Consider the following 14,337-nt stretch of genomic DNA (forward strand, 5'->3'; position numbering starts at 1 on the left):
CGGTACCGCGCCCAGGGCGAGGGCTACCCTTCTGGGGTGAGCAAGGACCAGACCCCCGCCACCGCACCGGACACCACAGGCCCCCGTCCGCGCCGGCTGACCTACGCCGCGGGCCTCGTCGCCCTGGAAGGGCTGACGCTCGTCGTCGGGGGCGCCTGGATGCTGGTGCTCGGGATCACCGGGGAACCGGACGACCGCCAGCAGGCGGTGACCGGCGGGATCACGCTGATCCTCCTGGCACTGCTGCCGCTGCTCGCCGCCCGCGGGCTGCTCGGCCGGCGCAGCTGGAGCCGCGGCCCGGCCGTCATCACCCAGATCATGGCCCTGCCCGTCGCCTACAACCTGCTGCAGGCCGACAGCATCGCCATCCCGGCGGGCATCGCCCTCGCCGTCGTCGCCGTCACGTCCCTGGTCCTGCTGATCAACGCGGAGACCACGCAGGCCCTGGGCATCCGGGGCCCGGGGAACGCCGGGAAGTAGCAGCGCCAGTCCCCGTGCGCCCCGCGGCCGGGGCCGGCCGGCGGGATCCGCGGGCCGGCAGGCGGGCGCGCGCCCAGAAGTCCGCACGGCCGAGGCGGGCCCCCGCCGCGCGCCTCCGGATGTGCTCGGCCCTGCTCACGCGCCGGGTGTGCTCACCCTCCGTCACTCCTCGACGAGCAGCTTCTCCCGCAGCTGCGCCAGAGTGCGGGCCAGCAGCCGGGAGACGTGCATCTGCGAGATGCCGACCTCCTGCGCGATCTGCGACTGGGTCATGTTGCCGAAGAAGCGCAGCAGCAGGATCCGCTTCTCGCGCGGCGGGAGATCCTCCAGCAGCGGCTTGAGCGACTCCCGGTACTCCACGCCCTCCAGCGCCTCGTCCTCCGCGCCCAGGGTGTCGGCGACCGCGGGGGACTCGTCGTCGGTGTCGGGGACGTCCAGGGACAGCGTGGAGTAGGCGTTGGCCGACTCCAGGCCCTCCAGGACCTCCTCCTCGGAGATGCCCAGCTTCTCGGCGAGCTCGTGCACCGTGGGGGAGCGGCCGTGCAGCTGGGACAGCTCGGCCGTGGCCGTGGTCAGCGCCAGGCGCAGCTCCTGCAGCCGGCGCGGCACCCGCACCGCCCAGCCCTTGTCGCGGAAGTGCCGCTTGATCTCGCCGACCACCGTCGGGGTCGCGTAGGTGGAGAACTCCACGCCCCGGTCCGGGTCGAAACGGTCGACCGACTTGATCAGACCGATGGTGGCGACCTGGGTGAGATCGTCCAGGGGCTCACCGCGGTTGCGGAAGCGGCGCGCCAGATGCTCCACCAGCGGCAGATGCATGCGGACCAGCTGGTTGCGCAGCTCCGCGTACTCGGGACTGCCGTCCGGCAGGGTGCGCAGCCGGAGGAACATGGCGCGCGCCCCGCTGCGGTCCTGCGGGTCGTGGTGCGTGCCGTGCGTGCCCTGAGGGCCCGGCGCGCTGCGGGCGGCCGGTGCGGCCGGCGCACCCGGCCCACCCGGCCCACCCGGCGCCCGCGGCGCCTCGTCCTCGGCGTATCGCTCGTGCTCGTTCATCGTCCCGCCCGTCGCCCTTCCCCGAGCGTTCGCCTCGTCCCCCGTCGCCGGCCTGGTGCGGGCCGGGACGCCCGCCTGACCGGAGGCAGCACCCGTCCGGCCGCCCGCGGGCGTGCGCCGTCCGGCACCGTCCGCGGGGCCGCCCGGGGCCCCGGCCGTTCCGGAGTCCTCCTCCGGATGCGGCCGGGCCTGCTCGGGGATGCCGTCGATGCCGTCCGGCACGCCCTGGGCCGCCAGCTCCCGTGTGCCGCGTTCTTCGTCCCGCACCGGCCCGTCCTCGTTCCTCACGCCGGCCCGGGTCCCGCGCCGCGCTGTTTGTAGAGGCTGATCGAAACGGTCTTGTCCTCGTCCACGGCGGAGGAGACCTTGCCCGCGAGCGCGGACAGGACGGTCCAGGCGAAGGTGTCCCGCGAGGGGGCATGGCCGTCGGTGGTCGGCGCCGAGACGGTGACCTCGAGCGAGTCGTCGACGAGCCGGAAGACACAGCTGAGCACCGACCCCGGCACGGCCTGCTGCAGCAGGATCGCGCAGGCCTCGTCGACCGCGATGCGCAGGTCCTCGATCTCGTCGAGGGTGAAGTCCAAACGGGCCGCGAGGCCGGCCGTGGCCGTGCGCAGCACCGACAGGTAGGCCCCCGCGGCCGGCAGCCGGACTTCCACGAAGTCCTGGGTCGCGGGCTCGCCTGCGATCTGGGACACCCTCACCTCCAAGGTGGTACAAGCGTTTCAGGGCCGGGAACCCGCCCCCGGACAACGCGCTACGTGGTTCAGCGGTGACGCTATCGCGCTCTGCACGGTCCTGTCCCGGGACCCCGAGGCCTTGCTGTCACTCATAGTAAAACTATGAATACGCTCCGTGGCTAGGGGGTCTGCGGGCCCAATTGGGAAGAGCGCGCGCCGGATTGACGTACCCAGACGTCAGACGGTCGAACCGTCCGGCACCCGGGACCCGCCGGGTCACACCAGTACGTGATCGACGAAGCACCAGCGCCAGTTCTCCCCGCGTTCGTGCGACCGCATCACCGGGTGGCCGGTCCGCCTGTGGTGCTCCGTGGCGTGGCGCCTCGGCGACGAGTCGCAGCAGCCGACGTGACCGCAGGTGAGACACAGGCGCAGCTGCACCGGGTCCGTGCCGTCCCGCAGACACTCGAGGCACGTCTCGCTGCGCGGAGCGGGCTCCGGGTGCGGCAGCGCGTCGGCGTGCGTGCACTGTTTCATGATGGCCAGATTACGACGGGCGAGCCGAAACCGAGGATGTGTCCGACATGGACGTGATGCCGCTGCTTCTGCTGGTCGCGGGCAGCGCCGCGGTCGCCGCGGCCGCCCGGCGCACCCCCGTTCCCGCGCCCCTGCTGCTCGTCGCCGCCGGGCTCGCGGTCAGCTACGTCCCCGGGGTGCCCGAGTACACGATCGACCCGCATGTGGTGCTCCCGCTGATCCTTCCGCCGCTGCTGCACTCGGCGGCGACCGAGAGCTCCTACCTCGATCTGCGGGCCCAGCTGCGGCCGGTGGCACTGCTGTCGGTCGGCTATGTGCTGTTCGCGACCCTCGCCGTCGGCTGGGCCCTGTACCTGCTGGTGCCCGGGCTGCCGCTGACCGCGGCGCTGGTGTTCGGCGCGGTGGTGGCCCCGCCGGACGCCGTCGCGGCCTCCGCGGTGGCCCGCAGGGTGGGACTGCCGTCCCGGGTGACCACCATCCTGCAGGGCGAGTCCCTGCTGAACGACGCCACCGCGATCACCGCGTTCCGGGTGGCCGTCGCCGCGGCCGTCGGTGAGGGCATGACCTGGATGGGCGGGGTCGGCGAGTTCCTGCTCGCCGCCGTCGGCGGCCTGGCGGTCGGCCTGATCCTGATGGTGCCGCTGCACTGGCTGCGCACCCATGTCCGGGAGGCGCTGCTGCAGAACACCCTCTCCCTGCTGATCCCGTTCGCCGCCTACGCGCTCGCCGAGCAGGTGCACGCCTCCGGAGTCATCGCCGTCGTGGTCGTCGCGCTTTATCTGGGGCACCGCGCCTGGGAGGTCGACTTCGCCACCCGGCTGCAGGAGGAGGCCGTGTGGAGGATGGTCGCCTTCGTGCTGGAGTCGGCGGTCTTCGCGCTGATCGGACTGCAGCTCCCCGTCGTCCTCGCCGGCCTCGGCGAGTACGAGGGGACCGAGGCCGCCTGGTACGCGCTGGCCGTCTTCGCGGTGGTCGTCGCCGTGCGGTTCCTCTGGGTCTACCCGGCGACCTGGCTGCCGCGGATGCTGTCGGCGCGGATCCGGGGGCGGGAGGGCCGGCCCGGCTGGAAGGCGCCGTTCGTCATCTCCTGGGCCGGGATGCGCGGAGTGGTGTCGCTCGCCATCGCCTTCTCCATCCCGCTCACCGCCGACGGCACCGGCTTCCCGCAGCGCAACCTGCTGCTGTTCCTGACCTTCACCACCGTCATCGGCACGCTGGTCGTCCAGGGGCTCACACTGCCGCTGCTGATCCGCCTGCTGAAGTTCCCGCCGCGCGACCCCCGGGCGGAGACCCTGACCGAGGCCAACGCCCAGGCCCAGGCCTCGCGGGCGGCGGAACGGCGCCTCGAAGAACTGCTGGCGGACGAGCGCAACGCCCTTCCGGGCCCGCTCGCCGACCGGCTGCACGCGGTTCTGGAGCACCGCCGCAACGCCGTCTGGGAACGGCTCGGGCGGACCAACCCCGTCACCGGGGAGTCCGTGGACGACACCTACCGGCGGCTGTCGCGGGAGATGATCGGCGCCGAGCGCGAGGTGTTCGTACGGCTGCGCGACGGCCGCTACATCGACGACGAGATGCTGCGCACCCTGCTGCGCCGGCTCGACCTCGAGGAGGCGGCGGCGTTCCGGGAGGCGACCTAGGGTGGAAGGTCCCGGGCCGTCACCGGCCGGGGGCTTCGGGGAAGGGACGCCCGGTGACGACGGCGGCCACCGTGCTGCCGCGCCGGAAGGCCCCCTCCTCCGCGAGAGCGACAAGGGCGTACAGCACCTTGGCGACATAGAGACGCTCGACCGGGACGCCGTGCCGCTGCTCGAAGTCCGCCGCGAACGCGTCGAGTTCCGGTGTGGTGCGGGCGTAGCCGCCGAAGTGGAAGCGGTCGTCCAGGCTCCAGTCGCCGGCCGGTCCGCCGAACGCGGCCGTCTGCAACGCCTCCACCTCGCGGTGCAGGAAGCCGCCCTTGAGGACGGGCACCCCCAGCGCCCGTGCGCCCGGCGCGAGTCCGGCGGCCATCCCGGCCAGCGTCCCGCCGGTCCCGCAGGCGACCGCGGCCACGTCGGCCACGCCCGTCAGCTCCTCGCCCAGCGCCCGGCAGCCGCGCACGGCCAGGGCGTTGCTGCCGCCCTCGGGCACCACGTAGGCGTCCTCTCCCGCGCCGGCGTCCCGCAGGACGGCCGCCAGCGTTCCCGGCTCGGTCTTGCGGCGGTAGACCGAGCGCTCGACGAAGTGCAGCCGCATGCCGTCCGCGGCGCAGCGGGCCAGGGAGTCGTTGAGCGGGCGGTCCCGCAGCTCGTGCCCCCGGACCACGCCGACGGTGCGCAGCCCGAGCAGGCGTCCGGCGGCGGCCGTGGCCCGCAGGTGGTTGGAGTACGCCCCGCCGAAGGTGACCACGGTGCGGCCCCCGGCCGCCGCGAGGCCGGGCGCGAGCTTGCGCCACTTGTTGCCGATCAGCTCCGGGTGGATCAGATCGTCCCGCTTGAGCACGAGGCGCACTCCGTACCGCTCGAAGCGCTCGTCCACCACTTCCTGCACCGGCGAGGGCAGGCGCGGACGCAGCCCGGAGAGCCCGGAGAGTCCGGGGAGTCCGGGGAGTCCGGGGAGTCCGGCGAGGACGGGGGAGCCGGGGGAGCCGGGGGTCTCGGGGGAGCCGGAGGGCTCCGGGGCGTCGGGGGTGTCGGACCAGGTCACGGTGCCATTGTCCCCGCCGGCGGTGCGGTGCGGGGTGGGGCCCGGCGGCGGAGGCGGGGCACGCGGCTCCGGGGCGACGGCGGGGTGGGGCACCGGCGCGGGACCGTCGTGGCCCGCCGCTGACGGCCTCCGACCGCGCACCCGCTCCAGGCTTGGCCTGAAAGGATCGTCGTCCGGTCCGCCGCCGGGCGCGTTCCGGCTGCTACTTCAGCCGGTCGCGGATGCGGGTCCTCATCGAGGACATGGTGAAACCGCGCGGATCGACCTTGCCGGGCTGCCACTCCAGGTGGCCGATCACCGACCGCTCGTTCCAGCCGTGGTGGCGGCAGACCGCCGCGGCGGCCTTCTCGATCGCCTCCAGCTGTGCGGCGGGCCAGGGGTCCTTGCCGTCGCCGAGGTTCTCGCACTCGAAGCCGTAGAAGTGCCGGTTGCCGTCGGTGTTCGCCTCGTTGTCCGGTGGCAGCGCCCGCTCCGCGATCACCGCCCGCAGCACGTCGTCGTCGCCGAGACCGGCATGGTTGGCCCGGCCGTAGCCGACGAGATGGACCCGGCCGTCCTTGGTGATGACCCCGTGGCACAGCGGACCCGGCAGGCCCTCGTAGCCGTTGCGGCAGATCTCCACCGTTCTGGCGCTGCCCTTGGTCACGGTGTGATGGATCATCACACCGTGCACCGGCCCCCAGGGGCCCTTGTGGTTGCGGTTGTGGGTACGCCAGTTGCCGACCTCGACGACTGTCAGACCCTCCGCCTTCAGAGCGCTGAGGAACGCGCTCGCGGACATGGGTGGGGCCATGACCGCCTCCTCACGTGCTGCGGACGGCCGCCCTGTGCGGCCGCCTCGTACCGGTGCTTGTACCGAAACGGAACGGCCGGAACCCATCGTTCGGAGCCTGTGCGAGCCGATTCGGACAACTTCGCGGAGGGCCGGGCTCCGCCCGTGCCGGGCTGCGCGGAGCCGGGCGGCCCCCCGGATGCCCCGACTCTCGAAGATCCATTCCCGCTCTTTCGGGTAATGGTACGAGCACGTTACGTGAGGAAGGGTTGCTCTCGCAGATCGATGCCCGCCACGGATGGGCGTGGATCACAACTGGGAGGGCAATTCCATATGTCGGTAGGCGAAGAGGTCCGCACGGAGCAGACCAGGCCCCAGCAGAGCCTTGGTACGGCGGCGGCGCGGAACCTGGCCACGACCACCAAGTCCGTTCCGCAGATGCAGGAGATCAGCTCGCGCTGGCTGCTGCGCATGCTGCCGTGGGTGGACGTCAAGGGCGGAACGTACCGGGTGAACCGGCGGCTGACCTACGCCGTCGGCGACGGCCGGATGACGTTCGTGAAGACCGGCGACCGCGTCGAGATCATCCCCGCGGAGCTGAGCGAACTCCCGGCTCTGCGGGACTACGAGGACGAGGAGGTGCTCGCCGAACTCGCCGCCCGCTGCCGGCAGCGGGAGATCGAGGCCGGCCAGGTGATCGCCTCCTTCGGCAGTCCCACCGACGAGGTGTACCTGCTGGCGCACGGCAGGGTGGAGAAGATCGGCACCGGCCCCTACGGCGACGACGAGTCCCTCGGAGTCCTCGCCGACGGCGCCTACTTCGGCGATGCGGCGCTGCTCGACGAGGACGCCATCTGGGAGTACACGGCCCGCACGCTCACCGCCTGCACCGTGCTGGTGCTGCCCCGCGAGGCCGTCCAGCAGGTCGCCGAGCGCTCCGAGACCCTGCGCGAACACCTCAGCCGCAACCGCTCCGTCCCTGCCCAGGGCACCAACAAGTACGGCGAGAAGGAGATCGACCTCGCGGCCGGCCACAGCGGAGAGCCGGACATCCCCCACACCTTCGTGGACTACGAGCCCCGGCCCCGCGAGTACGAACTCAGCGTCGCCCAGACCGTGCTGCGCATCCACACCCGCGTGGCCGACCTCTACAACCAGCCGATGAACCAGACGGAGCAGCAGATCCGGCTCACCGTCGAGGCGCTGAAGGAGCGTCAGGAGCACGAGCTGATCAACAACCGGGACTTCGGTCTGCTCCACAACTGCGAGTACGACCAGCGGATCCAGCCGCACGACGGCGTGCCCGGCCCCGACGACATGGACGAACTCCTCAGCAGGCGCCGCGGGACCCGGATGTTCCTGGCCCACCCGCGTGCCATCGCCGCGTTCGGGCGCGAGCTCAACAAGCGGGGGCTGGTGCCGGAGACCGTCGACATCGGCGGCAACCGCATCCCCACCTGGCGCGGGGTGCCGGTCTTCCCGTGCAACAAGATCCCGGTGACCGAGGCCCGCACCACCTCCATCATCGCGCTGCGCACCGGCGAGGAGGACCAGGGCGTCATCGGCCTGCGGGCCTCCGGCATCCCCGACGAGATCGAGCCGAGCCTGTCCGTCAGGTTCATGGGCATCAACGAACAGGCCATCATCAAATACCTGGTCACGACCTACTTCTCGGCAGCGGTGCTGGTACCGGACGCACTGGGCGTCCTGGAGAACGTCGAGATCGGCCGCTGGCGGTGACGATCCAGCCACGCCCCGGCCGGCCCGCCGTGTCCCCGCCCGCCCGGACGGGTACACCCTCCAGGTACGCGCGCTACGGCGGTGCAGGCGCCACCCGCCGCTCATCCTCCGGGACGGTCGCAGGGGTGAGTCCATGACGGAGCTCGGGACACGGTCCACGGCAGGGCGTTCACCCCGGGGAGCACCGGGGGCGGTACGGCGTCCCGCCGAGAAGCACGAGGCGACGACGCTGCTGGAGCTGGCGCGGGCCGAGGTCGACCCGGTGCTGCGGGCCGCGATCGGCTCGCTGCCCGGCCCGATGCGCCGGATCGCGCGCTACCACTTCGGCTGGGAGCACGCGGACGGCACCCCGGCCGCCGGCAGCTCCGGCAAGGCGATCCGGCCGGCCCTGGTGCTGGCCGCGGCCTCCGCCCTCGGCGGACCCGGAGCGCGTGCGGCGGCCTTGCCGGCCGCCGCCGCGGTGGAACTCGTCCACAACTTCACGTTGCTGCACGACGACGTGATGGACCGGGACACCACCCGCCGCCACCGGCCCACCGCCTGGACGGTGTTCGGTGACGCGGACGCCATCCTCGCCGGGGACGCCCTCCAGGCGCTGGCGCTGCGGCTGCTCGCCGGGGACGGGCACCGGGCCGCCCCGCTCGCCGCGACCCGGCTCGCCGACTGCGTGATCGAGCTGTGCGCGGGCCAGCACGCGGACACCGCCATGGAACGGCGCGCCCCGCAGGAGGTGACCCTCGACGAGACGCTGGCCATGGCCGAGGCCAAGACCGGCGCGCTCCTCGGCTGCGCCTGCGCCCTGGGCGCGCTGTACGCCGGAGCCTCGGACGCCGAGGTACGGGCGCTGGACGTCTTCGGACGCCAGGCCGGGCTGGCCTTCCAGCTGATCGACGACGTGATCGGCATATGGGGGGACCCCCTCCGCACCGGCAAGCCGGCCGGCGCGGACCTGGCCGCCCGCAAGAAGTCCCTGCCGGTGGTCGCCGCGCTCACCTCGGGCACCCCGGCGGCCGCCGAACTCGCCGCGCTCTACGCGGCCCCGCACGCGACGGAGGACCCGGAACGCGCCGACGCGGCCCTGGAGCGCATCACCGCGGCCGTGGAACGGGCCGGCGGCCGTGACTGGGCGCAGGCCCAGGCGGCCGACCGGATGGCCCGGGCGATGCAGGAACTGGCGCGCGCGGTACCCGACCCGGAGGGCGCCGGAGGGCTGCTGTCGCTGGCCGAGTTCGTCACCCGGCGCACCACCTGAAGGCCCCGGAGCCGCCGGGCCGTGCGGACCCTGACCCGCACGGCCCCGGTGCTCCGGACCCGGCGGCGGGTCCCGCACTTCCCCACGGTGTGCGGGGCCCGCCCGCTGCGTCTCCCGCCCCGCCGTCACCCGTAGGCTCAACCCCCGTACATGACAAGGTGGTTGAGAGGAGAGACGGACATGGGCGTGGCGATCCGTACGGCCGGTGAGGGCGACCGGGAGCTGGTGGTCCGGCTGCTGGACGAGGCGTTCCAGAGCGATCCGGTGAGCAGCTGGGTGTTCCCCGGCGAGGAGTACCGGCGGCGCACGCATCACCGTCTGATGGCGGCGTTCACCGACATCGTGATGGACGGCGGACGCATCGACATCACCGAGGACGGCTCGGCCTGCGCGCTGTGGATGCCGATGCCGGCCGAGGAGCACGGCTCCGGCGAGGAGGACGACGGCCCCGCGCAGGTACGGCAGGCGGTCGACCCGGACAACGAGCGGGTGGAGCAGATCGGCAGGCTGACCGCGGCGGTCCACCCCTCCGGGCGGGCCCACGAGTACCTGTGGATGATCGGCGTGGCCCCGCACCGGCAGGGGGAGGGACTCGGTACCGCCCTGATCACCTCGGTGCTCGACCGCTGCGACCGGGAGGGGCTCCCCGCGTACCTGGAGGCGAGCAGCGAACGCAGCCGCCGCCTCTACGAACGCCTCGGCTTCGCCCTCACCGGGGAACCCCTCCGCCTCCCCGACGGCCCCTGCATGTGGCCCATGTGGCGCGAACCGCGCGCCCGCCTGCGGTGACCGCGATGCGTGTGTGCCCGGCGCGGCAGCCGCCCGCGACGATCCGATAATCCCTTGCAACCACTACAACCGGAGTACTACAACTGAAGTCGTCAACGCGGCGCACCCCGGGCGGCCCGGCCGGGGCACGCGGTCAGGGCACACGCAGCCAGGAGGCCATCGTGCGAAAGCTCACCTACTTCATCGCCTGCACCATCGACGGCTTCATCGGCGACCCCGGCGGCGACGCCTCGGCCATGATGCGGTACGCCGACGAGGAGTTCTTCGAGTACCTGAAGACGGAGTACCCGGAGACGCTGCCCACCCACGGGCGGCGGGCGCTGGGCCTGGACGACCTGCCCAACAAGCGGTTCGACACGGTCGTCCAGGGCCGCGCCAGCTACGACCTCGCCCTGAAGGAGGGCATCACCAGCCCCTACGCCCATCTGCGGCAGTTCGTCGCCTCCCGCACCCTCACCGAGTCACCCGACCCGAACGTCGAGATCGTCTCCGACGACCTGGTCGGCCGGGTCCGCGAGCTGAAGGCCGAGGACAGCCCGTACGACATCTACCTCTGCGGCGGCTCCCGCGTCGCCGGCCAACTGGCCGGGGAGATCGACGAGATGGTCATCAAGACCTACCCCATCGTGCTGGGCACCGGCATGCCCATGTTCACCGCCGAGTTCCCCGTGCTGGAGTTCGCCCTGGACTCCACGCGCACCTTCGAGAACGGCGCCGTGGTGCGCACCTACGCCAGGAAGCGCTGAACCCCGCCCCGCTCTACGCTGGAGGACATGACCGGCGAACGGCCCGTCTGTCCCACCTGCGGACAGCCACTGGAACTGGTCGCCCACCGCCACAAGACGCTGGGCGCCTGGGTCCCCGTCTGGAAACCGGGCCCCTGCCGGAACCCCGACTGCGGCACGTCCGAGGACCGGCCGCAGACCCGGCACCCCGGGCGGGAACCGCAGACCTCCGATGCCCGCCCGGCCGGGCAGTAGCCCCTCCGGGCACTTCCGTCTCCCCCGTGGGGCACGGCCACCGTCCGGTGCATTGCGGCGGAATCGCTGCGGTGCGCCGGTTCGCGGTGGGATCATCGTCCCCCCAGGTGGCGGCCCCGCATCGGCTTCCTCCTGGGTGCGGCCGTGGCTCGGTGACGAAGAGGGGGAAGCAGTGGTCGATGGCGTCGACGTCCGCATCGCGGTCGACGGGGACCAGGCCGCCATGCAGTCGTTGTGGGACTGGCTGCGCCAGGAACCCACCCTGCGTGGGCGCGTCCGGTACTCCACCCCGGCCGCACTGCCCGGCCGGATGGGCTCGGTCGGCGAACTCGTCGTCGAAGGACTGGTCAGCGGCGTCATCAGTGCCGTCACCGGTGCGCTGGGACAGGCGCTGACCCTCTGGCTCACCCAGCGCCGCACCACGAACCGGCCCCCCACCACGGTCACGGTCACCACGACCGACGGCCGGGAGGTGACCATCACGACCGCGGAGGCGGAGGAGTCGGAACGACTGCTGCGTCTGGCGCTGGAAGGCCGGCCGGAGCCGCCCGCCCCCGCGACCGGCGACTAGGGCGGGTGCGGTGCGTCTCCCCGATCCGCAGCGGTCGTACGCCGTACTGATCGGCACCGGCACCTACCGGGCCGGCCTGAGCGACCTGCCCGCCGTGCGCAACAACCTCCGCGATCTGAAGGCCGTGCTCACCGACCCCGCGCTGGGCGGGCTCCCTCCGGAGCGCTGTGTCCAACTCGGCGACCCGGAAGACATCCGCACGGTGTACCGCACGCTGAAGCACTACGCGGCACTGGCCGAGGACACCCTGATCGTCTACTTCGCCGGACACGGTCTCGTCGGTCCGCGCACCGACCTCTACCTCGCCCTCTCGGACACCGACCCGGATGAACTCGGGGTGAGCGCCCTGGCCTACGACCTGGTGCGCGAGGTGCTGAACGGCTGCGGGGCGGCGAACCGGGTGGTGATCCTCGACTGCTGCTTCAGCGGGTTGGGCACCGGGGAGGACATGGCCGACGCCGAGTCCGGGCTCGCCGGACGGCTCGGGATCTCGGGGACGTTCGTCCTCACCTCCGCCCCGCGCACAAGCGTCTCACTGGCTCCCGAGGGCGCCCCTCACACCGCGTTCACCGGCGAACTCCTCCGCCTGCTGCGGGACGGGGTGCCCGACGGCCCGGAACTGCTCACCTGCGGCGAGATCCACCGCAGGCTCCTGCACACCGCCACGGTCCTCCGGCTGCCCCTGCCCCAGCAGCGCGTCACCGGAACGATCGACGGGCTCGCCCTGTCACGCAATCCGGCCCTGGCGGCGACCGCGCACCGCACCGGGCTGACGGTGCCTCGGTCCGCCCCGTCGGCCACGGCGGTCTCCGCAGGCCACGGCCGAACCTCGCCACCCCTGCCGCGCCCTGCAGGGCGCACCGCCTCCCCAGCCAACGGGCCGGTACGCCGCGACCCGTCGGACCCCCCGGGCCGCGACAGCGCACCAGAACTCCTGCGCCACGCCGGGACGGCCGCCTTCGTGGCGTTGTCCCTGTACGGCGTGGCCATGCTGGTGAACCCCGTGCTGAGAGTCGTCCGGTACGGCTGGCATCCGTTCACGGACCCCGTGGCCATCGTACTCGGCCAAGAGGGCTCCTTCCTCTCGGAGTTCATCAGGCCGGTGATCGCCATCGCCGCCGGGGTGACGATGTGGCGCCTCACGCGGTCGCCTCTGCCGCGCGCCTGGGCGGGCGCGGGATTCCTGGCCGGCTACGGCGCCCTGGTCGTGACCGGCCTGCCGCTCGCCGTCCAGGCCGATGTCTACGGACAACGGAACGTCGCCTTCGCGTGGCTTCCGGAGTTCATCACCGGCACACGGATCCTGCTGGCAGTCGCGGCGGGAGCGGCCCTCGTGGCAGTGACCGGCATGCGCCCGCCGCTCGCGCTGTCCTTCCGGCCGCGAGCAGGGCGTCCGTGGTCGGCGGCCGGCGTGACGCTGTGCGCGCTGGGCATGGCCGGTGCGCTGGTCGCCACCTGGGGAGCCCACCCCGCCCCCACCGCCGCCGATTGGTTCCAGCGGATCTCCGTGCCCCTCCTCGGAGTCGCGCTGTCCCTGGCCGTGCTCTGGGTCCGGCCGGCGCAAGCCGCAGCCGGCCTGGTGTCCGCCTGGGTCGTTCACGCCGTGGACCTGCTGGTGCAAGTGGCCTGCGTCTGGGCGGCCCTCCGGCCGAGGGACGGCAGCACCTTCAGCGGCCCAGGACCCGTCTGGCAGGTGCTGTTCGGATCCGTCGCGTCGGCCCTCGCCCTGGCATCGTGGATCCATCTGCGCCACGCGGGGAGGGCAGGCCCGCCGGGCCGTCCGCGGTGACCTGGCCTCCTGTCACCGCCCCGAACGACCGCACCCGGTCCGCGGCACGCCGTGGGCGGCGGGTGCGGGCCGGGTGCGGGGCGGACCGGGCGATCGAGGGACCGCAGGTCGGTGGCCGGGTGAAGGTCAGGCCTTCTTGGTCTCCTAGTAGTGGGCCGGGTCGGTGACCTGCGGTGATGATGGCCGCAGGTCGCTGACCTGGCCTTTTCCTGATGGCTGGCGACGGCGTACGACGGTCCCGACCGGGTGTCCTGCGGACTGTGTGCGGACTGCGCCGGCTTACAGATCTTCGTCGTCGACGGGTTCGGGTTCGCGGATGTAGGCGAGGTCCAAGACGTAGCGTTCGGTGACCGGGGGGTTGTTCCAAGCCTGGGTGAGGTGGTCCTCGAAGGTGTCGTCGGTGGGGTGGTCGAGCGTCGTCGCGTAGTAGTCGGCTGTCGCCTGCCGGTTCTCCCACCAGGCGTGACCTTCGTAGACACCGGGACGGGGCAGGGGCATCTCCCCTGCGGGGCCGTATTCCAGTTGGTTGACGACGAGGACGCCGGTTTCCGACTCGATACTGATAGGGACATGGCCTTCAACCTCGGCGGGCGGGTCGGGTGCGATGTCCCAGACACGGATGGCCACCTCGACGTCGATGTCGGGTTGAAGGCTGAGCAGGTACAGGTGGTAGCTGTTGCCGGCCACCACCTGCGTGCGGGCAGCGGCCATGGCGTCGTCATCGCTGAGGTAGGCGTCGGCGTCGTAGACCTCGACGACGCGGCGGGCCGGAGTGGCCTTGCAACGGTATTCAGCCAGGAGCGCCATGGTGCCGCTGCCCTTTCTATCCGCTAGTTGGTGATCTTCATGTAGAAGGCGTCGCCGTCCAGCATGCGGTTGAGGGTGTACATCTGGTCGAGCCTGCGTCCGCCGGTCTCATTGTCGTCACCGTCGATCAAGCGGACGGAGAACCGGTTGTCGCCCTTGGTGGAGCCTTCCTGCGTGGAGGCGAAGGGATACTCGTCACACT

General features: G+C 72.5%; 16 protein-coding genes. 9 read left to right on the forward strand and 7 right to left on the reverse strand.

Going from position 1 to position 14,337, the window contains the following annotated elements; translation table 11 throughout:
* Positions 1-36 precede the first annotated feature (36 nt).
* Entirely contained in the window at positions 37-480 is a 444-nt protein-coding gene (locus tag HCJ93_RS20955) for a hypothetical protein (RefSeq protein ID WP_167997300.1), read from the forward strand.
* A 162-nt stretch (positions 481-642) separates the two neighbouring features.
* On the opposite strand, the gene HCJ93_RS20960 is transcribed toward HCJ93_RS20955, so the two are convergent.
* The 3 genes from HCJ93_RS20960 to HCJ93_RS20970 all read right to left on the reverse strand — a co-directional run bounded on the left by HCJ93_RS20960 (position 643) and on the right by HCJ93_RS20970 (position 2,750).
* A complete protein-coding gene (locus HCJ93_RS20960; RefSeq protein ID WP_373563595.1) occupies positions 643-1,821 on the reverse strand; it encodes an RNA polymerase sigma factor SigF in 1,179 nt (392 codons plus the stop codon).
* On the reverse strand, positions 1,818-2,231 hold the full coding sequence (locus tag HCJ93_RS20965; protein ID WP_004925829.1) for an ATP-binding protein: 414 nt from the start codon (positions 2,229-2,231) through the stop codon (positions 1,818-1,820). The genes HCJ93_RS20960 and HCJ93_RS20965 overlap by 4 nt, the downstream gene beginning before the upstream one ends.
* A gap of 258 nt (positions 2,232-2,489) precedes the next feature.
* Positions 2,490-2,750, reverse strand: coding sequence for a UBP-type zinc finger domain-containing protein (locus tag HCJ93_RS20970; RefSeq protein WP_167997301.1), 261 nt, complete (start codon positions 2,748-2,750; stop codon positions 2,490-2,492).
* 47 nt (positions 2,751-2,797) lie between these two features.
* Between HCJ93_RS20970 and HCJ93_RS20975 the strand changes: the two genes are divergently transcribed.
* On the forward strand, positions 2,798-4,390 hold the full coding sequence (locus HCJ93_RS20975; RefSeq protein WP_167997302.1) for a Na+/H+ antiporter: 1,593 nt from the start codon (positions 2,798-2,800) through the stop codon (positions 4,388-4,390).
* Positions 4,391-4,409: 19 nt separating this feature from the next.
* On the opposite strand, the gene HCJ93_RS20980 is transcribed toward HCJ93_RS20975, so the two are convergent.
* The gene (locus HCJ93_RS20980; RefSeq protein ID WP_167997322.1) at positions 4,410-5,303 is read right to left on the reverse strand and encodes a 1-aminocyclopropane-1-carboxylate deaminase/D-cysteine desulfhydrase; all 894 of its coding nucleotides are present in this window, start codon (positions 5,301-5,303) and stop codon (positions 4,410-4,412) included.
* 334 nt (positions 5,304-5,637) lie between these two features.
* Positions 5,638-6,228, reverse strand: a complete 591-nt coding sequence (locus HCJ93_RS20985; RefSeq protein ID WP_206317722.1) for an N-acetylmuramoyl-L-alanine amidase — start codon at positions 6,226-6,228, stop codon at positions 5,638-5,640.
* Between the two features lie 312 nt (positions 6,229-6,540).
* On the opposite strand from HCJ93_RS20985, the gene HCJ93_RS20990 reads away from it, so the two are divergent.
* The 7 genes from HCJ93_RS20990 to HCJ93_RS21020 all read left to right on the forward strand — a co-directional run bounded on the left by HCJ93_RS20990 (position 6,541) and on the right by HCJ93_RS21020 (position 13,328).
* The gene (locus HCJ93_RS20990; protein ID WP_167997303.1) at positions 6,541-7,947 is read left to right on the forward strand and encodes a family 2B encapsulin nanocompartment shell protein; all 1,407 of its coding nucleotides are present in this window, start codon (positions 6,541-6,543) and stop codon (positions 7,945-7,947) included.
* A 133-nt stretch (positions 7,948-8,080) separates the two neighbouring features.
* The gene (locus tag HCJ93_RS20995; RefSeq protein WP_167997304.1) at positions 8,081-9,199 is read left to right on the forward strand and encodes a family 2 encapsulin nanocompartment cargo protein polyprenyl transferase; all 1,119 of its coding nucleotides are present in this window, start codon (positions 8,081-8,083) and stop codon (positions 9,197-9,199) included.
* Between the two features lie 180 nt (positions 9,200-9,379).
* Positions 9,380-9,988, forward strand: coding sequence for a GNAT family N-acetyltransferase (locus HCJ93_RS21000; protein WP_167997305.1), 609 nt, complete (start codon positions 9,380-9,382; stop codon positions 9,986-9,988).
* A 161-nt stretch (positions 9,989-10,149) separates the two neighbouring features.
* Positions 10,150-10,734 carry a dihydrofolate reductase family protein gene (locus HCJ93_RS21005; protein WP_167997306.1) on the forward strand — a complete coding sequence of 195 codons (585 nt, stop codon included), beginning with the start codon at positions 10,150-10,152 and terminating at the stop codon, positions 10,732-10,734.
* 27 nt (positions 10,735-10,761) lie between these two features.
* Positions 10,762-10,968, forward strand: coding sequence for a hypothetical protein (locus HCJ93_RS21010; protein ID WP_167997215.1), 207 nt, complete (start codon positions 10,762-10,764; stop codon positions 10,966-10,968).
* A 172-nt stretch (positions 10,969-11,140) separates the two neighbouring features.
* Entirely contained in the window at positions 11,141-11,539 is a 399-nt protein-coding gene (locus tag HCJ93_RS29900; RefSeq protein ID WP_167997307.1) for an effector-associated constant component EACC1, read from the forward strand.
* A gap of 10 nt (positions 11,540-11,549) precedes the next feature.
* Positions 11,550-13,328: a caspase family protein gene (locus tag HCJ93_RS21020; protein WP_167997308.1), complete on the forward strand. Its 1,779-nt coding sequence runs from the start codon at positions 11,550-11,552 to the stop codon at positions 13,326-13,328.
* Between the two features lie 279 nt (positions 13,329-13,607).
* On the opposite strand, the gene HCJ93_RS21025 is transcribed toward HCJ93_RS21020, so the two are convergent.
* Both HCJ93_RS21025 and HCJ93_RS21030 read right to left on the reverse strand, forming a co-directional pair.
* Positions 13,608-14,135, reverse strand: a complete 528-nt coding sequence (locus HCJ93_RS21025) for a hypothetical protein (RefSeq protein ID WP_167997309.1) — start codon at positions 14,133-14,135, stop codon at positions 13,608-13,610.
* Between the two features lie 23 nt (positions 14,136-14,158).
* A partial coding sequence (locus tag HCJ93_RS21030) for a NucA/NucB deoxyribonuclease domain-containing protein (RefSeq protein WP_240967735.1) occupies positions 14,159-14,337 on the reverse strand: 179 nt, incomplete at its 5' end.

It is taken from the genome of Streptomyces composti, assembly GCF_012034205.1.
GTDB lineage: Bacteria > Actinomycetota > Actinomycetes > Streptomycetales > Streptomycetaceae > Streptomyces > Streptomyces composti.